The sequence below is a fragment of the Streptomyces sp. NPDC030838 genome (assembly GCF_055572035.1).
On sequence record NZ_JBVIED010000013.1, the window covers coordinates 87,949 to 110,261 of the forward strand.

Below are 22,313 nucleotides of genomic sequence, written 5' to 3' on the forward strand. Positions count from 1 at the left end.
CGCGGTCGCTCACGCGCGGGACCACTTCTGGTTGGACTGACCGTTGCATGTCCACAGCACCAGCGGGGTCCCGTTGCCGGTGGCGGCCCCTTGGGCGTCGAGGCAGAGCCCGGAGCGCGCGTTGCGGATCGAGCCGTCGGAGCCGACGGTCCACTTCTGGTTGTCCTGGCCGTTGCAGGGCCAGGTGATGACACGGGTGCCGTTGGTGGTGCCCTGGTTGTAGGCGTCCAGGCACTTGTCACCGTAGACGCGGATCTCACCGCCCGCCCAGGTGGTCCACAGCTGGTTGGCGGCCGTGTGGCAGTCCCAGATCAGTACCGTCGCCCCGGCGGCGGTGGAGGCGTTGTCGACGTCCACGCAGCGGCCGGAGGCGCTGCCCCGCAGACGTGAGGTGGTGGCGGCCAGCGGGCTGCCCCCGTTCACCCGGAAGACGGCGACGCCGTGGGCGGGGACGCTCGCCGAGATCTGCCCGGACGTGCTCGACGTGCCGCCGGTCCACAGGTCTGTGAGGGTGAACGGGCCGCCGGTCAGGCCGACCTGCGCGGCCGTCGTGGTGACCGTCGCCGCGCTTTCGCCCCGGTTGAACAGGCCCACCGCGACCGAACCGTCCGCGAGGGGCTTGGCGAACACCTCGGTGCTTCCGTCGTCGCGCACCCTGCGTCCACCCGCGCCCAAGGAGTCCTGGTTCACGGCCAGCAGGCGTGAGTTGCGCAGGATGGCGCTGACGTCGGCGGACATGGTGCGGATGTCGTTGCCGGCCATGAGCGGGGCACCCATCAGCGCCCACAGGGCGAAATGGGAGCGGGACTCGGTCAGCGACAGCCCGGGACGGCCGACGACCAGCATGTCGGGGTCGTTCCAGTGTCCGGGACCCGACTGTGCCGCCAGCGGCGCGGTGACGTCCAGGACGTTGCCGACGCCCATCGGATAGCTGTTGGTGTTGCCGTTCTGCCAGATGTCGAGCAGGTCCTCGGTCGTCCGCCACAGGTCGGCGACCTCGCCCCAGTTGTACGTGGCGCCGGTGGGGGCGTGGAAGCTGTTGGGGTTGATGCTGTAGACGATCGGCCGTCCGGTGGCGCGCAGGGCGTCGCGCATGACCGTGAACCGCGCGACCTGCTCGTCACGAGTGCCACTGGAGGAGCACCAGTCGTACTTGAGGTAGTCGACGCCCCATGAGGCGAACGTGGCGGCGTCCTGGGCCTCGTGCCCCTTGCTGCCGGTGGAACCGGGGTAGGTGCCCACGCCCTGGGCGCACGTGCGCTCGTTGGGCGCCTGGTAGATGCCGAACTTCAGACCCTTGCTGTGGATGTAGTCCCCGAGCGCCTTCATTCCGCTCGGGAACTTCGTCGGGTTGGCCCGCAGATTGCCCTGTGCGTCACGCTGCGGGTCGAACCAGCAGTCGTCGACCACCACGTACCGGTATCCGGCGTCCCGCATCCCCGAGGACACCATCGCGTCGGCGGCCTGGCGGACCTGGGCCTCGGTGATCCCGCATCCGAAGCTGTTCCAGCTGTTCCACCCCAGCGGTGGGGTGAGCGCCGGGCTGCCCGGCGCGGCGGAGGCGGTGGGGTGGGGCGAGGCCGTGATGGACGCGGTGACCGTCAGCGCGGCGGCCGCGAGGAGGCGGAGCAGTCCGCCTGATCGTCTGGGCACCAAGGGCTCCTTTTCTGGGAGGGCGCCACACAGAAAATACGTCCGAAATTTCGGACAGCATTCGGAAACTTACGCAGTCACGGATGGTAGACGGATGGTCGCGGATGTCAACACCATCCACTGATTCAGCTTGTGACGTGCACCGACTCAGGAATAAAGCCATCGAAACTTTCGCTGACGGCCGCGAATTCCGCGAGAGGGATTGACGACACCGACCACCCCCCTATCCTCCAGACTGCTCGGCAAATCGATCCATGTTCGATATCCCGAACCCGCGAGCCGCACCGCAAGGAGTACGCCGCCCATGGATCTGTCATGCCCTCATCATCAGCTGACCCGTCGTCGCGCGCTGGCGGCCGCCGCCGGCCTGGCCACCGGCGCGATCCTGCCTCTGGCCGCGACCTCCCGCGCGGCCGCCGCGCAGTACGCGAATCCGGTGATCTGGCAGGACTTCGCGGACATCGACGTCATCCGGGTCGGCAACACCTTCTACGCCTCGGCGTCGACGATGCACTACTCCCCGGGTGCGCCCGTCCTGCGCTCGTACGACCTGGTGAACTGGGAGATCGCCGGCCACTCGGTGCCCTCCCTCGACTTCGGCGCCAAGTACGACCTGAACGGTGCCCGTGGCTATGTCAGAGGGATTTGGGCGTCGTCACTGGCCTACCGTCCGAGCAACAGGACCTTCTACTGGCTCGGCCAGATCGACTTCGCCCGGACCTACGTCTACACCGCCACCGCTGTCGAGGGGCCGTGGAGCAGACTCACCACCATCAGCACCCCCTACTACGACGCGGGGCTGCTGGTCGACAGCGACGACACCCTGTACGTGGCGTACGGCAACACCACGATCAGCGTGGCCCAGCTGTCGCCCGACGGCCGTACCCAGGTCCGCGCGCAGCCGGTGTTCACAACCCCGTCGAGTGTCGGCACCCTTGAGGGCGCCCGCTTCTACAAGATCAACGGGCAGTACTACATCTTTCTGACCCGCCCCGCCAACGGCCAGTACATCCTCAAGTCGTCGGGCGGCCCGTTCGGCCCGTACACGATGCGCCAGGTGCTCCTCGACCTGCGCGGACCCATCCCCGGCGGCGGTGTCCCGCACCAGGGCGGGCTGGTACAGACACAGAGCGGCGCCTGGTACTACCTGGCCTTCGTCGACGCCTATCCAGGCGGCCGGATGCCCGTACTCGCACCAATCAGCTGGACCTCGGACGGCTGGCCCGTCGTGCAACTGGTGAACGGCGCATGGGGCACCTCGTATCCCAGCCCCGCCGTGCCCCCTCCTCCCCGCCAGGTCACCCCCATGACCGGCGTCGACACCTTCGACGGCACGACCCTCAAGCCGAGATGGGAGTGGAACCACAACCCGGACAACACCAAGTGGGCGGTCGGCAACGGCCTGACCCTGAGCACCGCGGCCGTCACCGGCGACCTGTACTGGGCCCGCAACACCCTCACGCACCGCATCCAGGGCCCCACCTCCACCGCCACGGTCCAGCTCGACCACTCGGCGATGCGGGACGGCGACCGGGCCGGTCTTGCGCTGCTGCGGGACTCCTCCGCGTGGATCGGTCTCAAGCGCGACGGCGGCGTCACGCGGGTGGTGATGGTCAGCGGACTGACCATGGACAGCAACTGGAACACCACGGGCACGGGCTACGAGCTCGCGAGCGCGGCCGCTCCGGGCAACCGCATCTGGCTGCGCGCGACCGCGGACATCCGCCCCGGCGCGGCACGTCCGGCGACCTTCTCCTACAGCACCGACGGCACCACCTTCACCCGCCTCGGGCCCGACTTCTCCCTGGGCAACGACTGGCGGTTCTTCATGGGCTACCGGTTCGCCCTCTTCAACCATGCCACCCGAGCACTCGGCGGCGCGGTCCGCGTCACGCGGTTCGAGCTGTCCACGCCCTGAGCCGATCCACCGACCGCACCACCCAACCCCCCATGCCTGCAAGGAGAACGATGAACCCGCTGAAGCGGCTCGGCATGCGCCGGGCTACGGTCTTAGGCCTGCTGGCCGCGAGCTTCCTGGTGACACCGGGCACCGCGACCGGCTCACCCGACGGCGTCCGCGCTTCCACCCTGGGCGCCCAAGCCGCCCAGTCCGGGCGATACTTCGGCACCGCCGTGGCCGCCGGAAGGCTGGGCGACGGCACGTACACCACCATCCTGGACCGCGAGTTCAACTCGGTCACACCCGAGAACGAGATGAAGTGGGACGCCACCGAGCGGACCCGCGGCTCGTTCACCTTCGGCCCCGCGGACCAGATCGTCAACCGCGCGGCGTCCCGCGGCCAGCGCGTACGCGGCCACACCCTGGTCTGGCACTCCCAACTGCCCAGCTGGGTCAGCTCCATCAGGGACGCGAACACACTGCGCGGCGTGATGAACAACCACATCACCACGGTGATGAACCACTACAAGGGCCGCATCCACTCCTGGGACGTGGTCAACGAGGCCTTCGCCGACGGCACCAGCGGCCAGCTCCGCAGCTCCGTCTTCCGGGACGTACTGGGCAGCGGCTTCATCGAGCAGGCGTTCCGCACGGCGCGGACAGCCGATCCGGCGGCCAAGCTCTGCTACAACGACTACAACATCGAGGACTGGAACGCCGCCAAGACCCAGGGCGTCTACCGCATGGTGCGCGACTTCAAGGCGCGCGGCGTGCCCATCGACTGCGTCGGCCTCCAGGCCCACTTCGGCACCGGCGGCCCGCCCGCCAGTTTCCAGACCACGCTGTCGAACTTCGCAGGCCTCGGGGTGGACGTCCAGATCACCGAGCTGGACATCGCGCAGGCGTCGCCGACCGCGTACGCGAACACCGTCAGGGCCTGCATGAATGTCGCACGCTGCACCGGCATCACCGTCTGGGGCATCCGCGACAGCGACTCCTGGCGCAGCGGCGAGAACCCCCTGCTGTTCGACCGCTACGGCAACAAGAAGCCGGCGTACAACGCGGTGCTGACGACGCTGGGCGGCACGCCCGCCGCCACCCGCCGCGCCCCCGAAGCCGCCGCGCTGCCGTCCCGCTTCTCCTGGAGCTCCAGCGGCCCGCTGATCTCACCGAAGCCGGACGCCACCCACGACATCGCCGGGATCAAGGACCCGACGGTCGTCCACTACAACGGCAAGTACCACGTGTTCGCGAGCGTCGCCAGTCGCTCCGGCTACAACCTGGTGTACCTCAACTTCAGCGACTGGTCCCAGGCCGGCTCGGCCACGCACCACTATCTGGACCGGAGCGCCATCGGGTCCGGGTACCGGGCCGCCCCGCAGGTCTTCTACTACGCGCCGCAACGTCTGTGGTACCTCGTGTACCAGACCGGCAACGCCTCGTACTCCACCAATCCCGACATCAGCAACCCGAACGGGTGGAGCGCGCCGCGCAACTTCTACTCGTCGATGCCCGACATCATCCGGCAGAACATCGGCAAGGGCCACTGGGTCGACATGTGGGTGATCTGCGACAACGCCAACTGCTACCTGTTCTCCTCCGACGACAACGGACACCTCTACCGCTCGCAGACGACGGTCGGGCAATTCCCGGGCGGCTTCACCAACACCGTCATCGCGGCCCAGGACTCCAACAAGTACGCCCTGTTCGAAGCCGGCAACGTCTACAAGGTGCAGGGCAGTAACCAGTACCTGCTCCTCGTCGAGGCCATCGGATCGGACGGCCGGCGCTACTTCCGCTCCTGGACCTCGACCAGCCTGGCCGGCTCCTGGACACCTCTGGCCGCGTCCGAGAGCAACCCGTTCGCACGGGCCAACAACGTCAGCTTCCCGTCCGGCGCCTGGACCCGGGACATCAGCCACGGCGAGATGATCCGTGCCGGTTACGACCAGACACTCACCATTCCCGCCTGCCGGTTCCAGTACCTCTACCAGGGCATGAACCCCAACGCGGGCGGCGACTACAACCTCCTGCCGTGGCGGCTCGGCCTCCTCACCCAGACCAACTCGACCTGCTGACCGACGGCGGGCTCCCGGCTGCGACCGGAGGCCCTCCGCAGCCGTCAGGCGCTGGAACGGACGACCAGGCGGGTGGGCAGGATCAGCGGGGTGGGATCCTCCCCGCTGACGAGCGCGACGAGCATGCGCGCCATCTCCCGCCCGACGGCCTGTATGGGCTGATGAACGGTGGTGAGCGGCGGATCGGCGACCTCGGCGACGGTCAGGTCGTCGAAGCCGACCACGGCGACGTCGGCGGGGACCGTACGGCCGGCCCCGCGCAACGTGCGCAGTGCTCCTGCCCCCATGTTGTCGTTGGCGGCGAACACCCCGTCCAGGCCGGGATGTTCCGCCAGCAGCGCGGCCATGGCGGCGGCTCCACTGCGCTCGGTGAAGTCCCCCTCCTGCGGCGGAAACGGATCGAGGCCGGCCGCCAGCATGGCGTCCCGGTAGCCGCGATAACGGGCGCGCCCCACCTCGGTGTCCAGCCGCCCGCAGATCGTGGCCACACGCGTCCGGCCGCGCGAGATCAGGTACTCGGTCGCCTCTCGCGCCCCACCGACGTTGTCGACGTCCACGAACCACCGGGGAGCCGCACCGACCGGGCGTCCGCCGAACACGACGGGCATCGCCGCGTCCTCGGCCATCCGGGCCAGTGGATCGTTCTCGCGCAGCGCCATCAGCATGACGCCGTCGGCTCCGTTGGACCGGAGGAGCTCCTCCACCCGCTTGCGGCCCCGGTCGGAAGCGGCCAGGCACAGCATCAGGTACAGTTCGGCCTCCTCCAGCGCGGCCGACGCCCCGACGATCACCTGGGCGAAGAACGGGTCGGCGAAGATCGACGGATCCTCGCCCGAGACGACCAGGGCGGCCGCTCCTGTCTGCCGGGTGGCCAGAGCCCGGGCGGTCGGGTTGGGTACGTAACCAAGGCGCCGAACGGCCTGTTCGACCGCCTCTCGCTTGGCACGGCTGACGTGTGGGGCGTTGTTGAGGGCGCGGGAGGCCACGGAGCGGGAGACGCCCGCGAGTTCGGCCACCTCGTCGAGCGTCGGCTGCCGACGCGGCGCATCCTCTGCCATGAACCATGAACCCTTCCCACTCGACCGGACGGGAAGCGTCTCACCTCGGCCCATGCCGCTGCCACCCGCCGCGGACCACTCACAAAACCGAAAACCGGAAGCGCTTCCAGTCCAACGCCTCTCCCATCGCTTCATCCTTGCACGCGAGAACCCTTGACAGCTCAACTACCGCGCCACACCATACCGATCACACCCCAGGACTTCCCAGTGGTACTGGAAGCGCTTCCAGTGGGAGCGCTCCCAATCCACTCGTGCCACCGCACTTCCTTCAGCGCGTCGCACGCTCGGGACGAGCGCGCGACACATCCCTGCCAGGAAACCGAGGTACCGTCATGCGCCGCAGACTCCGCACCGTCATGGCAGCGCTCTTCGCTCTGCCGCTGGCGCTCGCCGCCGCACCGTCCGCCCACGCGGCCGACCCGACCACCATGACCAGCGGGTTCTACGTGGATCCCGACTCCAGCGCCAAGCGGTGGGTCACCGCCAACCCCGGCGACGGCCGGGCGCCCGCGATCAACTCCGCCATCGCCAACACCCCGATGGCGCGCTGGTTCGGCTCCTGGAGCGGCACCATCGGCACCGCGACGGGTGCGTACGTGGGCGCCGCGGACTCCCGGGACAAGCTGCCCCTCCTCGTCGCCTACAACATCTACAACCGCGACTATTGCGGCGGGCACTCGGCGGGCGGTGCCGCCTCGCCGTCCGCCTACGCGAGCTGGATCGCCCAGTTCGCCGGCGGGATCGCCAACCGCCCGGCCATCGTCGTCCTCGAACCGGACTCCCTCGCGGACTACGGCTGCATGACGCAGGCTCAGATCCGCGAACGCCAGAGCATGCTCACCGGCGCCCTCGCCGAGTTCAGCCGCCAGGCCCCCAACACCTGGGTCTATATGGACGCCGGCAACCCGGGCTGGGTGAGTCCCGCGACCATGGCCCAGCGGCTGCACGAAGCAGGCCTGCGACAGGCTCACGGCTTCTCGCTCAACATCTCCAACTACTTCACCACGGCCGAGAACACCGCCTTCGGCAACGCCGTCAACGGTGAGCTGAGCGCCCGCTACGGCTACACCAAGCCGTTCGTCGTGGACACCAGCCGCAACGGCAACGGCTCCAACGGCCAGTGGTGCAACCCCGCGGGCCGCCGCATCGGCACGCCGACCCGGCTGGGCGGAGGCGCGGAGATGCTCCTGTGGATCAAGACGCCGGGCGAGTCCGACGGCAACTGCGGCGTCGGAACCGGCACCTCGGCCGGACAGTTCCTCCCCGAGGTCGCCTACAAGATGATCTACGGCTACTGACCCCCGGACTCCCGTGGCCCGCTTCTTCCCTGCCCCGCCGGCGGGCCACGGGCATCATCCACCCCACCCCCGCAGGTCCCCGCTCACGCTTCCCGCCCGGGCTGCCGACAGCCCCGCGGGATTCCCACACCCACCATCGACCAGGAGCAGTCATGCCATCACGCAGCCCACGGCACCGCGCGGGCGCGGTCGTCGCGGCACTCACCGCCTGCGCCGCCCTCCTCGCGACGCAGGCGCAGGCGCAGGCCGCACCCACGCACGACGTGGTCAACCCGGCCACGAAGTTCTACGTGGAGCCGCACAGCAAGGCCGCGAAGCAGGCGCTCGTGGACTTCGGGAACGGTGACATCGAGAACGCCACGAACATGGCCAGGCTCGCGAGCTGGCCGCAGGCCGAGTGGTTCACCGAAGGCACGCCCGACGAGGTACGCGCGAAGGTGAACCGGCTCGTCCAGCGGGCCCGGGCCGTCAACCGGACCCCTGTCCTGGTCGCCTACAACGCTCCGGGCCGGGACTGCTCGCAGTACTCCAGCGGCGGAGCCGCGTCCTCCGCCGCATACCGGAAGTGGATCGACGCCTTCGCCGCCGGCATAGGCACCAACAGGGCGGTCGTCGTGGTCGAACCCGACGGCCTGGCCCTCCTGCCCAGGGAATGCGGGCCCACGGTCGACCCGACCGGCGAACTCACGGCCGCCCGCCTCGCCGACATCGAGTACGCCGTCCAGACGCTCAAGGCCAAGCCGCGCACCGCCGTCTATCTGGACGCGGGCAACGTCCAGTGGCGCCCCGTCGGCGACATGGCGCAGCGGCTGCTGAACGCCGGGGTCCGCCACAGCGACGGCTTCGCCCTGAACGTGTCCAACACCCACCCCACCGACCACAACGCCCGGTACGGCACCTGGATCGCCAAGTGCATGTGGTACGCGACCGAGGCAGGCGGTGACGCCGACTCATGCGCCGGCCAGTACTACTCGTCCGCCGCGCCCAACGACGGCGTCCCCGGCAACGCCGTCTCCTCGGCCGACCCCACCACCTGGCGGTGGACCGACGCCTGGTTCGACCAGCACGTGGGCGCTCCGCCGGCCGACGAACTGCGTCACTTCGTGATCGATACCAGCCGCAACGGACTGGGCGCCTGGACCCCGGAACCGGGCAAGTACACCGGGGATCCGGAGATCTGGTGCAACGCGCCCGGCCGCGGCCTCGGCCCGCGCCCCACCGCCGACACCGGCGTCCCGCTCGTCGACGCCTACCTTTGGATCAAGATCCCCGGTGAGTCCGACGGCAGCTGCACGCGCAACACCGGCGGCACGATCGACCCCGAGTACGGCATCGTCGACCCGCCCGCCGGCACCTGGTGGCCCGACCAGGCCCACACCCTGGCCCGCAACGCGGCACCGCGACTGACGTTCAACCGCTGAGCCGTGCCGGTCCCCCGACACATGGCCGGCGCCCCACAAGCCGCCGTTCACGGTCACGAGCCGGCGATGTCCTCCAGCTTCTCGAAGAAGAACTCGTGCTTGAGAAAGGAGACGTCGTACTCGTGGCCGGACTGCGGAGGAAGCAGTTGGGAGGCCTGGAACAGGCGCCATCCGTCCTGCAGTGCGGCGAGCCCGGTCGGGTAGGGCGGCTCGTCGCTGTCACCCGTCGTCGGACGGGTTCGGCCGGTCCCGTCGTACCGGGACCAGCCCACCACATGGGAGTCGAGGGCCGATGTGGACAGATAGAGGACCAGAACCTGCTGCCTCATGCGTGACTCCTCAGGGCCGGCCGGTTGGTGACGCGCGTGACCCAGTGCTCGATGTCGAACGAGTGGTCACCGGTCAGGGCCCGCCACAGCAGGACCCGGTTGTAGATCTCCAGTCGGCCGGTGGCCTGCTCGTACCAGGGGAAGTGGGTGCCGAGTTCCGCCGTCACGGCCGGTTCGTGCAGGTCGGAGGTGTCCCACAGGCGCACTTGCGGCACAGTCGGGTTGAGGCGGAGTTTGTACATATAGCGACGGCGCCCGGTGTCGTTGCGCCGGCCACCGTGCCAGATGCCGTGGTGCACGAGGACGACCGTGCCCGCCGGGCAGGTCAGACGCGTCTGCCCGCGCAGGTTCTGGACGCGGCCGATGTCCGTCTCGTTGACCCTGCGCAGGTGGCTGCCGGGCACACTGAGCGTGCCGCCCATCTCGGGGGTCACCTCGTGCGGGTAGTACATGAGCTGGATGTCGAACGCGTCCGGCCGTACGTCGATGATCGCGTCTCCGTGGAGGGGCTGTGCCTGTCCCTCGTGCGGCTCGCGCACATGCACGGCATGGTGGTCGACGGTCGGGTCGGGGCCGACCAGGCTCTCCACCGCGCCGGCGACGACCGGAAGGGCGAGCAGCTCGTGGATGAAGGTGTCCTGCGCGAACGCCTCGCGCAGCGGAGTGCCGTAGGGCACGTCCGGCAGGCCCTCGGTGAGGGTGGCGACGGCCCGTTCATTGGTCTCCTGCGGCACCACCCCGTCCAGACGCAGAAATCCCTGTGCGACGAAGCGCGCCACCTGGACCGATGTCAGGAGTTGCTTGCTGGTTGGCATACGACGAACGTACGGGCCGCCTGCCGCCTGGTCGTGGGCTGTAATCGTCCACTGCTGGTAATTTTCCGACCTCGTGAAGCTCACAACGCTACGGCTCGACGAGCCGCCCGCAGTGGTCGCTGCCGGGATCGGCGTGCACGGCGTGTCCACCGCGCACGACGTCTTCCGGCTGCCCGACCTGTGGCAGCTGCACCTCTACAACTACGAGGGTGCTCTGTCCCTCGGACAGTCGGTCCACCCCATACGCCCCGGGCACGTGAGCCTGGTGCCGCCGAACACGGAGGTGCACTTCCACTACCGGGGCAGGTCGGAGCATTTCTACGTCCATCTGCGGCTGCACGGCGGCGGAACCGCGCGGACGGTCCCGGTGATGCAGGACGCGGCGGACCAGAGCACACGCCTCGGCGAGCTGCTCCGGCACGCCGTCACGGCCATGCCGACCTCTCCCTCGCGAGCCACCGCCGAGGTCTGGGCCGCTCTGTGGCGCATCGCGGAGTTGCCGGGGAACGACAGGGACGAGGAAGCCGGGCGCCACCACCCCTTGCTGGCGGCCGCGCAGGCCTACATCGAGGAACACCTCGCCGGCTCGATCTCCGTACCGGACATCGCTCGCGCGGTCGGCATCTCCCACACGCACCTGACGCGCGTGTTCCGCGCCGAGACGGGCCTCACGGTCGTGTCGTACATCCGCCATCGACGCCTCCAGCGCGCCCGCCACCTCCTGTTGTCCTCCACGCTGTCCATCACCGCCATCGCCGCGGCCGTGGGCATCGCCGATCTCCAGGCCTTCAACAAGGCCTGCCGACGTGAGCTGGGCGCGAGCCCTCGTGACGTACGTGCGGCGGCCGGGCACGGTGCGTCGTAGCGGGGGTGCCAGCGCAGGGTCAGAAGCTCCGGACTTCGCCCGGGGCAGCTCCGTCCCACCCGTTGATGGCCACGGTGCGGCTACCGGCTCAAGGCCCAGCACTCCGGCAAGGTCCTGGACGTCCAACCAGCAGTTCCGGCTTGCCGATTCCCCCGACGGTTACGTCCGGCTGATCAACCGCAACAGCGGCAAGGCCGTCGAGGTCCAGGGCGCCTCCACCGCGGACGGCGCCAAAGTCGTGCAGTACACCGACTGGGGCGGTGCCAAACCAGCAGTGGCAACTGGTCCGCGTGGGCAGCGGCTCCGGCGGCTCGCTGCCGTCGACGTTCCGGTGGTCCTCCAGCGGCGTCCTGGCCGGTCCGAAGCCCGACGCCCAGCACCCCCAGGCGCTGGCCGGCTGGGGACTGGTCCAGTTCAACTTCGCCGACTGGTCCCCAGGCCGCCTCCGCACCGCACACCTACCTCGACACGGCCTCGGCCATCGGCCCCGGCTACCGGGCCGCCCCGCAGGTGTTCTACTTCGCGCCGCAGAACCTGTGGTACATGGTCTATCAGACGGGTCCGCCCGCCTACTCCACCAGCACCAACCCCGCCGACCCGCGCTCCTGGTCCGCGCCGCGCACGTTCATCTCCCAGGAGCCGCCGATCGTCACCCAGAACAAGGGCGACGGCACCTGGATCGACTTCTGGGTCATCTGCGACACGGCCAACTGCCACCTGTTCTTCAGCGACGACAACGGCCACATCTACCGCGCCCAGACCAGCCTGGCCAACGTCACCTTCCCCGGCGGCGCCTGGACCCAGGACATCAGCCACGGCGAACTGATCCGCGCGAGCAACGACCAGACCCTGAGCATCAACCCGTGCCGTCTCCAGTACCTCTACCAGGGCATGGACCCTAGCGCCGGCGGCGACTACCTCCGCCTGCCCTGGCGGATGGGCATGCTCACCCAAACCAACTCGACCTGCTGGCAGCCTGACCCCTCACCGAGGCGCCCCGCCGGTGGACGTGCACCGGCGGGGTACCCGCGCCCGGCGGGAATGGCGCGCTGTTTGCAGTGGCTGGTGCGGGCTTGGTGTCGGCGTCGTCGGTGCCAGGTCGACCAGAGTGGGCTTTCCCTCCTGCACGCCGAGTTCCGCCGTGATGGGCCGCCGGCACCCGAGTGCAGCGTGAGCTCAGGCGGCCACAGCTCGTGCGCTGACGGGCAGCGCGTCCAGGAACAGCGCCCCCGCGAGCAGCCCCGCACTCCCCCGCGGGCTCCACGCGCGCGCGTGCACGTCGGCATCCAGGGCGGCCAGGGCCTCAGCGCCCGCCTCGGTGGCCGTACCGCCCGCTGCCCGGACGCCGCGGGCGCCCGCCTGGACGTGCCGCAGTCCGCTGGGGCCCGCGGAGTAGACGGAGTTCGATGTCCTGGAGGGTGGACATCACGGTGAGCAGGGCATCCAGGCGGGCCTGCTCCTCCGTGGCGCCACGCGCGCGTGCCGTGGCGAGCGCGTCCAACGCCCGCCGTACGTGCGGGAATCCGGCCCGGGCCTCGCCGCGTGCCCCGGCGGCGCCGTACTTGGCGGACACCGACGACCCCCGGGAGGGCCTGCGCGGGGCGCGCTTGTCGGTGTGGGCGGCGATGCGCTTGGCGGTCGCGGTGACGTCCCGCGCGCCGGCCCGGGGGTCGAGCGCGGCCGCGGCGACCAGCAGGCCGAGCGCCCACAGCGCGCCCCGGTGCCCGCCGCCCGCGAGGTGCACCGAGTGCTCGGTGCACCTGGCGATCGCGCCCAGTTCCGTACGGAGGGCGGGCGTCGGCTCGCCCGTACGGCGGGCGGCGGCCGCCATCGCGGCGAGACCCGGCGTGAGGGCTTTGGCCGACCAGCGCAGCATGCGGTGGTCCCGGCGGGGGACGCGGGCACCGAGGTCGCGCGGGTCGGGCAGGCCCGGCTTGGGGACAAGGGCCAGCTGCCCGGTCAGCGCGGCCACGGCAGCGTACGCCAGTGCTTCGTCCTCGCGGCTGCTCACGGCCGTACCCCCTACGAGGAGGCCGAGGTCGACGGGGCGCCGCTGGGCGGGGTGCCCGTCGGGGCTCCGCTCGGCGGGGTACCCGTCGGGGCGTCGCTCGGCGGGGTACCGCCCTCGCCACCACCGCCACCGCCACCGCTGCCCGCGCCGGTGTTCTCGGCGTCGGGGTCGATACCAATGGTGAGGAAGCCCTTGTAGCCCTTGGACGGGTCGGCCTTCTTCACCGGCTCGAGGGTCAGCAGGCCGCTCGAGGCGCCACCGCCGTCGTACACCATGTCGTTGTCGAGGGTGGTGTAGCTGCCGGAGTGCCGCGCGTAGGGCTCCAGCGTGAAGATCTCCTGGGCGATCTCGTCGTCGAAGAAGAGCTGGCCGGTGTGGTTGACCTTGCCGCCCTCGTAGGTGCCGTCCTCCTTCTGGCCGCCCGTGTGGACCTTGAGGTGGATGTGGCAGGTGCGCGGGGTGTACCAGCCCGGGAAGCTCGTCTCGAACTTGACGACCCCGTTGGCGTTCGCGATCTGGTAGCCGCGCAGGTACGTGTTGTCGTTCGCGGTCGAGCCGTCCTCGCTCTCGGCGGGCGCGGAGCCGCCTGGGTTGGCCGTCGTGTAACCGGAGTAGTAGCCCCAGGCGTCGCAGTGCCAGATCTCCACGGCCGCGCCGGAGACCGGGGTGCAGCCGTCGGTGGCGTCCACGACCGTGAGGCGCAGCGTCAGCGGGACGCCGCTCTTGCCCTCGGTGATGTCCTTTCTCACCAGGGCGTTGTCGAGGTAGTACGGGCCTTCGGTGACACTCGACATCAGCGTCATGCAGTTGCCGCCGCTCTCCGAGGCGGTCGTGGTGGCTGTCACCGCGGCGTCGGCCGCGGTCGTGGCGGTGTCGGCGAAGGCCGCCTGGTAACCGGCCACGGCGAGCCCGCCCGCCGCGACCGTGCCTCCGGTCACCGCGATCGCGCGGCGCCTGGTGATCGACTTGTCCTTGTGGTTTCCCGTCATGGCCGAGACGTTAGGGACGCCACCCGTCAGAGGCCTGGGGTAGCACTGTGGGGTGGCTGGGGCCGGTCCGGTCGCAGCCCTGGTCCCCGGCTTCGGTCACCCGACGTGGGCGGCTGCCAGCGCCAACCGGCGCACGCGGAGATGCAGTTGAACTCTTGAGCAGGATCCGCCGCACGGCCGCCAGCCGCCCTCGCACGGCCCACGGCCCACGACCCCCACCCGGCCGCCGGATCGCCTGCGTCACCACCGCGCGGGGACGCCTCCAGCTGATTCAGCCACACAGAATCCAACGAGAGACGACAGAACCATTGACCTGCAACCGCCTCACCCTTACTTTCTGACCGATTAACCGAACTGCGTTCGATATATCGGCCAACTGCCACGCCCGTGCCCGCTGTTCGTCGCCCTGAGGGTCCCCTCACACCCCTGGAGCACTGATGACCTCCCGTCCCCTTCCCTCTCGTCGCCACTTCCTCGGCCTGGCCACCGCCACTCCCCTGGCCGTGACCGGCACGCTGAGCCTCGGCGCGGGCACCGCGTACGCCGCCGACTCGGCGTACGTGATGTGCTACTTCACCGAGTCGACCAACCTCGGCGACGGCACCGAGTACGGCCTGCACCTGGCCGTCAGCCCGGACGGGCTGAACTGGACACCGCTGAACCAGAACAACCCCGTGGCCACCCCCACCGCCGGTGCGCTGGGTCTGCGCGACCCGTTCCTCATGCGCAAGCAGGACGGCATGTTCGTCGTCCTCGCCACCGACCTCAAGGGCACCGACTGGAGCTACAACAGCCAGTACATCCACGTCTGGGATTCCGCCGACTTGCGCACCTTCACCGGCTACCGGCGCCTCAAGCTGCACGACATGACCACCCACAGCTGGGCACCCGAGGCGTTCTGGGACGCGGGCCGGGGCCAGTACGCGGTCATCTACTCCTCGGTCAACGACAGCGGCCACAACGTGATCATGGTCAACTACACGACCGACTTCGTGACCGCCTCCTCCCCGCAGGTCTTCTTCGACCCCGGTTACGACGTCATCGACGGCAACATGGCCGTGGGCGTGAACGGCTACAACTACCTCTACTTCAAGAAGAATCAGACCCTGGTGGGTGCCCGATCCACCTCCTTGAACCCCGGCAGCTTCACCGAGTTCAGCACCGGAGTGGCACACGGCGGCACCGAGGCACCGACGCTGGTCAAGTCCCTGGCCTCAAGCAGCCTTTGGTACCTGTGGGGCGACACGTACACGCCGAACGGCGTCTTCTACGCCTGGCAGTCCAGCAGCCTGGCCTCCGGCACCTGGATGGCCCTCGACCAGAAGACCTACACCCAGCCGGTCAACTCCAAGCACTGCGGCATCGCGACGATCACCACGGCCGAGTACAACAACCTGCTCGCCAAGTGGGGCTCCCCTACCTGGAACCGGCTCAAGTCGTACAACTTCCCGGCGCGTTACGTCCGCCACTCCAACTACGCGGGCCGTATCGACGAGTACCCGATCGAGCCCTACAAGGACTCCCTGTGGACCCTCGTCCCGGGTCTGGCCGACAGCTCCGGGGTCTCTTTCCGGTCGGTCAACTACCCCACCCGCTATCTGCGGCACTACAACTACGCGCTCCAACTGGACGTGAACGACGGCACGTCGACGTTCGCCGGCGACGCCACCTTCTACCGCACGGCGGGCCTCGCGGACGCGAGCTGGGCGTCCTTCCGCTCGTACAACAACCCGACCCGCTACATCCGCCACTCCAACTACGCCCTGCGCATCGACCCGATCTCCACGACCACGGACCGGCAGGACGCGACCTTCCGCGTCGGCTACTGACCACGGGAGACGCCCTCATGTCGTAGGTCTTCACCCGAAGACGGGCCGGACGCATCACGGTGCGCATCCTGGCCCTCGCTCTGGCCGTGGCCGGCTTGGCAGCCCTGGAGGATCATGAGCCGTCGGCACCGCTGGCATCCGAGCCGACCGCGGTCAGCACCACCCAGACCGGCGTGACCCCACCCCCGGATGGGCTGGGCGTCCTGGAACAGCTTCGCCAGCAGCATCGACTTCGACGTCATCAAGCAGCAGACCGACACGCTGGTCTCCTCCGGTATGGCCACCGCCGGATACCAGTACGCCAACCTCGATGACGGCTGGTGGCAGGGCGACCGCAACGCCGACGGGACCATCGCCGTCGACGAGTCCCTCTGGCCGGGCGGTATGAAAGCCGTCGCCGACTGCATCCACAGCAAGGGCCTGAAGGCCGGCATCTACACCGACGCCGGCAAGAAAGGACGGGCACCAATGCCGGCTCCTTCGGCACCGGATACACCACGACCGTCCCCGCGGGTGACGCCGTCCTGCTAACCGTCTCCGGCACCGAGGCATCCGGCACGACGTACGAGGACACCACCACGTCCACGACCCCGGTGGTGTTCGTGCCGCCGTCCAACCGCGACGACAAGGGCCGAATGCGGCACGCACACGCAGCCGAGGCCCAGTCGTTCAAGGTGACGGCGACCGGACCGGACGTGTGGGGCCGGCAGGGCCGCACCCTGAGCTGCAGGGCCGACCACTCGTGGCTGCGCCTGGTCTGCGCGCCGTCCTTCGATCTGGGACAGCCGTCGACGGAGTGGAGCCGGGATTGTCCTGGCTCCACTCCGTGGTGCGGGCGTGTCACTGGAACTGTGCGAAGAACCTCCAGATCTCTGCTTTGGTCCAGGTGGCGACGCCGCTTTCGTTGGGGGAGCCGTCGACCGGACCGGGTATGTGGCCTCCGTCGAACGCGGCCCATTGGACCGGGTATCCGGCACGGCAGCCCGAGTAGGTGGTGGTGATGTGCGTGCGGCTGCCCGGTGCGGGCTCGCGCGGGCTCTGGGCAGCGCAGCCGTTGTTGCTGACGAATCTGTCGCGCAGGGACCGTCCTTGCGCGATGTTGAGGACGGAGTCGCTGATGCCGTGGATTCCGAAGTAGGCGATGGGCTGTGTGCCGCCGCTGCACCCGCTGATCTGGGCGCCGGAGATGACCGCGACGGCCCTGAAGACGTTCGCCCGGCTGCATGCGAGTGCGTAGCTCATACCGCCGCCCCAGCTGAATCCCGTGGCAAAACGCTGTGCCGGGTTGACACAGAGGCCGCCCTCGATGCGCCGGATCATGTCGTCGACGAAGGTGATGTCCTCACCGCCCGAATTGGCCCAGCCGTTGCCGAGGCCCTGGGGGGCGACGAGGATCGCGCTGTTGTTCGACTGTTCCTGTTGGCCGTAGTAGGACCAGGCGCTCCCGCTCGTTCCGCCCGAGGCGACGTCGCCGGCGGTGCCGCCCCGCCAGTGGAACGCGAAGATCAGCCGGTAAGGGTGGCTGTTGTCGTAGTTGGCGGGAACCCTGAGGATGAAGCTGCGGCTCTTGCCACCGCTCTGAATCGTGTGCGTACCGCTCGCCAGAGTCGGGGCGCTGCCGCATCCGCCGCCGCCACCGGACGACAGCTTGACCATCTGCCATTGCTGGTTGGCGCCGCCCCAGTCGGTGTACTGGACGACGTTGCCGCCGTCGGCGGTGGAGGCGCCCTGCACCTCCACGGCCTTGCCGCTGGTGCGGTTGATCAGCCGGACGTGGCCCGCGTCGGAGTCGGCCAGGCGGAACTGCTGGTTGGCCCCGTTGTGGTCGGCCCACTGCTGGATCGCGGCACCGTCTGCGGTCGAGGCGCCGGCCACGTCGAGAACCTTGCCCGAATGCCGGGCCTTGAGGCGGTAGAAGCCGCCGCCGGAGTCCACGAACTGCCACTGCTGATGGGCTCCGTCGTTGCGCGTCCACTGGCTGACCCGCGCGCCGTCGGCGGTGGACGCGCCGGAGACGTCCAGCGCCTTGCCGCTGTTGCGATTGACCAGGACGTACCAGGCATTCGTGTCCACCGTCGCCGCCTCGGCGGGCGCCGGATTCACCGCGGCGAGCATGCCGATCGCGAGGGTCGCCGCCACCACGGCGGCGACCCGGGACCACCAGCGATGTCGTCGTGGAGGGGCGGGGGAAGCCGCACCGTAGGTCTTCATCGATTCACCCTTTCGTCTGTGGCAGGTCCCATCAGGTGCGGGTCCAGCGTTGGTTGCTGCCGTTCGAGCAGGTGTAGAGCTGGATCAGGGTGCCGTTGGCCGTGCCGGCTGCGGCGGCGTCGAGGCAGAGGCCGGACTGGACGCCGACGATGGATCCGTCCGAGTTCAGACGCCACTTCTGGTTGTCGCCGCCCCAGCAGCTGTAGATCTGGATTCTGGCGCCGTTGCCGGTGCCGGCGGCGTCCAGGCACTTGTTGCCGTAGACCCTCAGCTCACCGGCGGCGGTGTGCGTCCACTGCTGGTTGGTGCCGCTGTGGCAGTCCCACAGCTGGATCTGAGTCCCGTCAGTGGTGCTGGCGTTGGGCACATCCAGGCAGCGGCCCGAACCGACGCCCTTGATCTGCCCGGAACCCGAAGGAGGCGTGGAGGTGCCGCCGTTGAGCGCGTTGAGAACGGCGGTGTAGGCGGGCTTCTTGCTGCCGTCGCCGTTGAACAGCAGCGGTGTCTGCTCCGATCGCCAGGAGTCGGTGTCGCGCACACCCCAGACGGTGATGCCGAGGCAGCGCGGGACGGCCAGGCAGTCGTTGACCACGTTGGCGTAGGTCGAGGCCGGGGCGCCCTGGATGTCGAGTTCGGTGATGGCCACGTCGACGCCGAGGGCGGCGAAGTTCTGCAGGGTGGTGCGGAAGTTGCTGTTGTAGGGGCTGCCGCTGTTGAAGTGCGACTGGAAGCCGACGCAGTCGATCGGCACGCCGCGCTGCTTGAAGTCGCGGACCATGGCGTACATGGCCTGGGTCTTGGCCCAGGTCCAGTTCTCGACGTTGTAGTCGTTGTAGCAGAGCTTGGCGGCCGGGTCGGCGGCGCGCGCGGTGCGGAAGGCGACCTCGATCCAGTCGTTGCCGGTGCGTTGCAGGTTGGAGTCGCGGCGGGCTCCCGAACTGCCGTCGGCGAAGGCCTCGTTCACGACGTCCCACTGGGCGATCTTGCCCTTGTAGTGAGCCATCACGCCCTTGATGTGGTCGATCATCGCCTGGCGCAGCGCGCTGCCGCTGAGGCTCTGCATCCAGCCGGGCTGCTGGGAGTGCCAGGCCAGGGTGTGGCCGCGCACCTGCTTGCCGTTCTGCACCGCCCAGTTGTAGACGCGGTCACCGGCGGTGAAGTTGAACTGGCCCCGCTGCGGCTGGGTGGCGTCGATCTTCATCTCGTTCTCGGCCGTCACCGAGTTGAACTCACGGTTCGCGATCGTCGTGTACGCCGAGTCGCCCAGCCTGCCCGAGGCGATGGCGGTGCCGAAGTAGCGGCCGCTCTGCGCCGCCGCGGCGCCGAGCGTGCTTTCGGCGGCGTGTGCGGGCGGCGGCGCGACGAGTGCGGTGGCCATACCGAGGACGCCGACGATCAGCGCCAACAGCAGGCCGCGGATCTTCCGGCGGACAGCGGGTCTGGGAAGGGCGTAGGAGCCCATGACTGTGCCTCCAAGGTAGAAATCACGGAAGGACTGAAGCGCACGTCCGGCGGGTGGCGGGCGGCGGCGGTGTTTCGACACAGGCATGGGGGTACTCCATCGCGGCTCTGCCGGGGGACCGCCACGCGGCGCCGCGTACCTCTCCAACTGCGCGAAGAGCCAGGATGCGCTGGCGCGAACCTCACCGGAACGAAACGGGGTGGCGCAGGTGCTGTGGTGCGCGGATCCGTCGTGCAGCTGTGCGCGGATCTGCCGTGCAGCACAGATTGCTCAGGGCCGACGCGGTTCGATATTTCGAACTAGGGCCGGTCTCTCAGACGGGAATGATTGAGGTATTGACGATGGGTCGTCAATACTCCCCGCAGAAGAAGTTTCGGCTCCTCGCCCGGAACTTTCCGGAATCCTGGCGAGTCGGCAGGCGAACCGCGGCGCCGCCGTCGGCGGATGCCGTAGGGCCGGGCCAGGACGAGTGTGCGGACGCTGCTTGCCTGGCCTCTCAGCCCCGCGCGGACGCCTTGGCCTGGCGAGCCGCATCCGCAAACTCCGGAGTGGTTCCGGTCGGCGCGACAGCTTGTCTCCCAAAGAGGAGGCGCCGTTTATGGACAGATCGGCGACAGGCCTTGACCAGAGGGCCCCGCATTCCTAGCTTGTGGCGTCGAAGCATTCGGGAATTCTTCGAAAGTTTCGAGATTGCCCTGTCCCCCGGCACGTCCGCTCGCCGGTTCATCGGGTCACCCCGCCCCCGCCCCCAAAGGAGGCCCTCTGATGTGGTTTCGCCGCCCGTCCCCAGTCCGTCTAAGACGCTTACTCGCCGTCCTTGCGCCCGTGCTGCTCGTGGCTACCTTCCTCGGCGCCCAGCCCGCCAGCGCGGCGACCGTAGACCCCAACGCCTCGTATGTGCTGGTCAACCGCAACAGCGGCAAGGCCCTGGACGTCTACAACCTGGCGACCAACGACGGCGCGCGCATCACCCAGTGGACCAGGAACGATCAGAGCCAGCAGCAGTGGCAGTTCGTCGACGCCGGCGGCGGCTACTACCGCATCAAGTCCCGCCACTCCGGCAAGGTGCTGGACGTCCAGAACGCGTCCACCGCCAACGGCGGCCCGATCGTCCAGTGGACCGACCTGAACGCCACCAACCAGCAGTGGCGGCTGGCCGACAGCTCGGGTGGCTACGTGAGGCTGATCGCCCGCCACAGCAACAAGGCCCTCGAAGTACAGGGCGGCTCCACCGCCGACAACGCGAACATCGTCCAGTACGACGACTGGGGCGGCACCAACCAGCAGTGGCAGCTCGTCCAGGTCGGCGCCGGCAACCCCGGCACGTGCAATCTTCCGTCGACCTACCGCTGGTCGTCGACGGGCGCGCTGGCGCAGCCCAAGCCGGGGTGGGTCTCGCTCAAGGACTTCACGGTCGCCCCCTACAACGGCAAGCAGCTCGTCTACGCGACGACGCACGACACGGGGACGCGTTGGGGTTCGATGAACTTCAGCCTGTTCACCAACTGGTCGGAGATGGCCTCGGCCAGCCAGAACACGATGTCGACATCCACGGTCGCGCCCACGCTCTTCTACTTCGCGCCGAAGAACATCTGGGTGCTCGCCTACCAGTGGGGTAGGACCGCCTTCTCCTACCGGACGTCGAGCGACCCCACCAACCCGAACGGCTGGTCATCGGAGCAGGTGCTCTTCTCCGGAAGCATCGGCGACTCCGGAACAGGACCCATCGACCAGACACTCATTGGTGACGGGACGAACATGTACCTGTTCTTCGCCGGTGACAACGGCAAGATCTACCGGGCCAGCATGCCGATCGGTAACTTCCCGGGCAGTTTCGGCTCGACCTCGACAGTGGTCATGAGCGATACGAGGAACAACCTGTTCGAAGCCCCGCAGGTCTACAAGCTGCAGGGCCAGAACCGCTACCTCATGATCGTCGAGGCGATCGGCTCGCAGGGCCGCTACTTCCGCTCGTTCACGGCCACCAGTCTGAACGGCTCGTGGACACCCCAGGCCGCGACCGAGAGCAACCCCTTCGCCGGCAAGGCCAACAGCGGCGCGACCTGGACCAACGACATCAGCCATGGCGAACTGCTCCGCACCAGCGCAGATCAGACCATGACCGTCGATCCCTGCAACCTGCAGTTGCTCTACCAGGGACGCAGCCCCAACTCCGACGGCGTCGACTACGGCCTCCTGCCCTACCGTCCGGGTCTGCTGACACTGCAGCGCTGACGGCGTGACACGAGTCCGGCTCCGCTATGGAGCCAGGCCTGGGGGGGGGGGGGGGGGAAAAAAAAACCCCCCAAGCACGCCAACACACAAAACAAAACACCAAAGGTTTCCCAGGGGGGGGGGGGGGGTTCCCACCCAGACCGCTGTCCAAACAACCCC

Annotated in this window: 15 protein-coding genes and 3 pseudogenes; 10 read left to right on the top strand and 8 right to left on the bottom strand. The window is 69.0% G+C overall.

Translation table 11 applies throughout. The annotated features are described in order from the left end of the window. Positions 1–9: 9 nt before the first annotated feature. Entirely contained in the window at positions 10–1,653 is a 1,644-nt protein-coding gene (locus ACZ42A_RS28700; RefSeq protein ID WP_468530182.1) for a glycoside hydrolase family 27 protein, read from the bottom strand. Positions 1,654–1,957: 304 nt separating this feature from the next. Between ACZ42A_RS28700 and ACZ42A_RS28705 the strand changes: the two genes are divergently transcribed. Continuing rightward, entirely contained in the window at positions 1,958–3,571 is a 1,614-nt protein-coding gene (locus tag ACZ42A_RS28705) for a glycoside hydrolase family 43 protein (protein WP_468530183.1), read from the top strand. Positions 3,572–3,621: 50 nt separating this feature from the next. After that, positions 3,622–5,631 carry a glycoside hydrolase gene (locus tag ACZ42A_RS28710; protein ID WP_468530184.1) on the top strand — a complete coding sequence of 670 codons (2,010 nt, stop codon included), beginning with the start codon at positions 3,622–3,624 and terminating at the stop codon, positions 5,629–5,631. Between the two features lie 44 nt (positions 5,632–5,675). On the opposite strand, the gene ACZ42A_RS28715 is transcribed toward ACZ42A_RS28710, so the two are convergent. After that, on the bottom strand, positions 5,676–6,689 hold the full coding sequence (locus ACZ42A_RS28715; RefSeq protein ID WP_468530185.1) for a LacI family DNA-binding transcriptional regulator: 1,014 nt from the start codon (positions 6,687–6,689) through the stop codon (positions 5,676–5,678). A 332-nt stretch (positions 6,690–7,021) separates the two neighbouring features. On the opposite strand from ACZ42A_RS28715, the gene ACZ42A_RS28720 reads away from it, so the two are divergent. Continuing rightward, on the top strand, positions 7,022–7,987 hold the full coding sequence (locus tag ACZ42A_RS28720) for a glycoside hydrolase family 6 protein (protein ID WP_468530186.1): 966 nt from the start codon (positions 7,022–7,024) through the stop codon (positions 7,985–7,987). Positions 7,988–8,139: 152 nt separating this feature from the next. After that, a complete protein-coding gene (locus ACZ42A_RS28725; RefSeq protein WP_468530187.1) occupies positions 8,140–9,408 on the top strand; it encodes a glycoside hydrolase family 6 protein in 1,269 nt (422 codons plus the stop codon). A 53-nt stretch (positions 9,409–9,461) separates the two neighbouring features. On the opposite strand, the gene ACZ42A_RS28730 is transcribed toward ACZ42A_RS28725, so the two are convergent. Both ACZ42A_RS28730 and ACZ42A_RS28735 read right to left on the bottom strand, forming a co-directional pair. After that, the gene (locus ACZ42A_RS28730; RefSeq protein ID WP_468530188.1) at positions 9,462–9,737 is read right to left on the bottom strand and encodes a hypothetical protein; all 276 of its coding nucleotides are present in this window, start codon (positions 9,735–9,737) and stop codon (positions 9,462–9,464) included. Then, positions 9,734–10,552 carry a phytanoyl-CoA dioxygenase family protein gene (locus tag ACZ42A_RS28735; protein WP_468530189.1) on the bottom strand — a complete coding sequence of 273 codons (819 nt, stop codon included), beginning with the start codon at positions 10,550–10,552 and terminating at the stop codon, positions 9,734–9,736. The genes ACZ42A_RS28730 and ACZ42A_RS28735 overlap by 4 nt, the downstream gene beginning before the upstream one ends. A gap of 73 nt (positions 10,553–10,625) precedes the next feature. Between ACZ42A_RS28735 and ACZ42A_RS28740 the strand changes: the two genes are divergently transcribed. From ACZ42A_RS28740 to ACZ42A_RS28750, 3 genes and pseudogenes are all read left to right on the top strand, one after another. Continuing rightward, positions 10,626–11,417 (top strand): AraC family transcriptional regulator, encoded by a 792-nt coding sequence (locus ACZ42A_RS28740; protein ID WP_468530190.1) that lies wholly within the window; start codon positions 10,626–10,628, stop codon positions 11,415–11,417. Next, a pseudogene (locus ACZ42A_RS28745) lies at positions 11,407–11,604 on the top strand (hypothetical protein); the annotation flags it as partial. The gene ACZ42A_RS28740 and the pseudogene ACZ42A_RS28745, both read left to right, overlap by 11 nt. A gap of 115 nt (positions 11,605–11,719) precedes the next feature. Further along, a pseudogene (locus ACZ42A_RS28750) lies at positions 11,720–12,386 on the top strand (non-reducing end alpha-L-arabinofuranosidase family hydrolase); the annotation flags it as partial. A 207-nt stretch (positions 12,387–12,593) separates the two neighbouring features. On the opposite strand, the pseudogene ACZ42A_RS28755 reads toward ACZ42A_RS28750, so the two are convergent. Beyond that, a pseudogene (locus tag ACZ42A_RS28755) lies at positions 12,594–13,428 on the bottom strand (triphosphoribosyl-dephospho-CoA synthase). A gap of 11 nt (positions 13,429–13,439) precedes the next feature. Then, on the bottom strand, positions 13,440–14,417 hold the full coding sequence (locus ACZ42A_RS28760; RefSeq protein WP_468530191.1) for an intradiol ring-cleavage dioxygenase: 978 nt from the start codon (positions 14,415–14,417) through the stop codon (positions 13,440–13,442). Between the two features lie 437 nt (positions 14,418–14,854). Between ACZ42A_RS28760 and ACZ42A_RS28765 the strand changes: the two genes are divergently transcribed. Further along, the gene (locus tag ACZ42A_RS28765) at positions 14,855–16,246 is read left to right on the top strand and encodes a glycoside hydrolase family 43 protein (protein ID WP_468530192.1); all 1,392 of its coding nucleotides are present in this window, start codon (positions 14,855–14,857) and stop codon (positions 16,244–16,246) included. Between the two features lie 189 nt (positions 16,247–16,435). Then, a complete protein-coding gene (locus ACZ42A_RS28770) occupies positions 16,436–16,777 on the top strand; it encodes an alpha-amylase family protein (protein ID WP_468530193.1) in 342 nt (113 codons plus the stop codon). A gap of 309 nt (positions 16,778–17,086) precedes the next feature. On the opposite strand, the gene ACZ42A_RS28775 is transcribed toward ACZ42A_RS28770, so the two are convergent. Both ACZ42A_RS28775 and ACZ42A_RS28780 read right to left on the bottom strand, forming a co-directional pair. Further along, on the bottom strand, positions 17,087–18,457 hold the full coding sequence (locus ACZ42A_RS28775) for an RICIN domain-containing protein (RefSeq protein ID WP_468530194.1): 1,371 nt from the start codon (positions 18,455–18,457) through the stop codon (positions 17,087–17,089). Between the two features lie 31 nt (positions 18,458–18,488). Then, positions 18,489–19,919 carry an endo-1,4-beta-xylanase gene (locus tag ACZ42A_RS28780; protein ID WP_468530195.1) on the bottom strand — a complete coding sequence of 477 codons (1,431 nt, stop codon included), beginning with the start codon at positions 19,917–19,919 and terminating at the stop codon, positions 18,489–18,491. A 765-nt stretch (positions 19,920–20,684) separates the two neighbouring features. Here ACZ42A_RS28780 and ACZ42A_RS28785 point away from each other — a divergent pair. Beyond that, the gene (locus tag ACZ42A_RS28785) at positions 20,685–22,154 is read left to right on the top strand and encodes a non-reducing end alpha-L-arabinofuranosidase family hydrolase (RefSeq protein ID WP_468530196.1); all 1,470 of its coding nucleotides are present in this window, start codon (positions 20,685–20,687) and stop codon (positions 22,152–22,154) included. Positions 22,155–22,313: the final 159 nt, after the last annotated feature.

Bases quoted from the DNA above. Each gene is read 5' to 3' on its own strand.
- ACZ42A_RS28705 (WP_468530183.1), top strand. From the start codon at position 1,958: ATGGATCTGTCATGCCCTCATCATCAGCTGACCCGTCGTCGCGCGCTG.
- ACZ42A_RS28710 (WP_468530184.1), top strand. From the start codon at position 3,622: ATGAACCCGCTGAAGCGGCTCGGCATGCGCCGGGCTACGGTCTTAGGC.
- ACZ42A_RS28715 (WP_468530185.1), bottom strand. From the start codon at position 6,689: ATGGCAGAGGATGCGCCGCGTCGGCAGCCGACGCTCGACGAGGTGGCC.
- ACZ42A_RS28720 (WP_468530186.1), top strand. From the start codon at position 7,022: ATGCGCCGCAGACTCCGCACCGTCATGGCAGCGCTCTTCGCTCTGCCG.
- ACZ42A_RS28725 (WP_468530187.1), top strand. From the start codon at position 8,140: ATGCCATCACGCAGCCCACGGCACCGCGCGGGCGCGGTCGTCGCGGCA.
- ACZ42A_RS28730 (WP_468530188.1), bottom strand. From the start codon at position 9,737: ATGAGGCAGCAGGTTCTGGTCCTCTATCTGTCCACATCGGCCCTCGAC.
- ACZ42A_RS28735 (WP_468530189.1), bottom strand. From the start codon at position 10,552: ATGCCAACCAGCAAGCAACTCCTGACATCGGTCCAGGTGGCGCGCTTC.
- ACZ42A_RS28760 (WP_468530191.1), bottom strand. From the start codon at position 14,417: ATGACGGGAAACCACAAGGACAAGTCGATCACCAGGCGCCGCGCGATC.
- ACZ42A_RS28765 (WP_468530192.1), top strand. From the start codon at position 14,855: ATGACCTCCCGTCCCCTTCCCTCTCGTCGCCACTTCCTCGGCCTGGCC.
- ACZ42A_RS28770 (WP_468530193.1), top strand. From the start codon at position 16,436: ATGGGCTGGGCGTCCTGGAACAGCTTCGCCAGCAGCATCGACTTCGAC.
- ACZ42A_RS28775 (WP_468530194.1), bottom strand. From the start codon at position 18,457: ATGAAGACCTACGGTGCGGCTTCCCCCGCCCCTCCACGACGACATCGC.
- ACZ42A_RS28780 (WP_468530195.1), bottom strand. From the start codon at position 19,919: ATGGGCTCCTACGCCCTTCCCAGACCCGCTGTCCGCCGGAAGATCCGC.
- ACZ42A_RS28785 (WP_468530196.1), top strand. From the start codon at position 20,685: ATGTGGTTTCGCCGCCCGTCCCCAGTCCGTCTAAGACGCTTACTCGCC.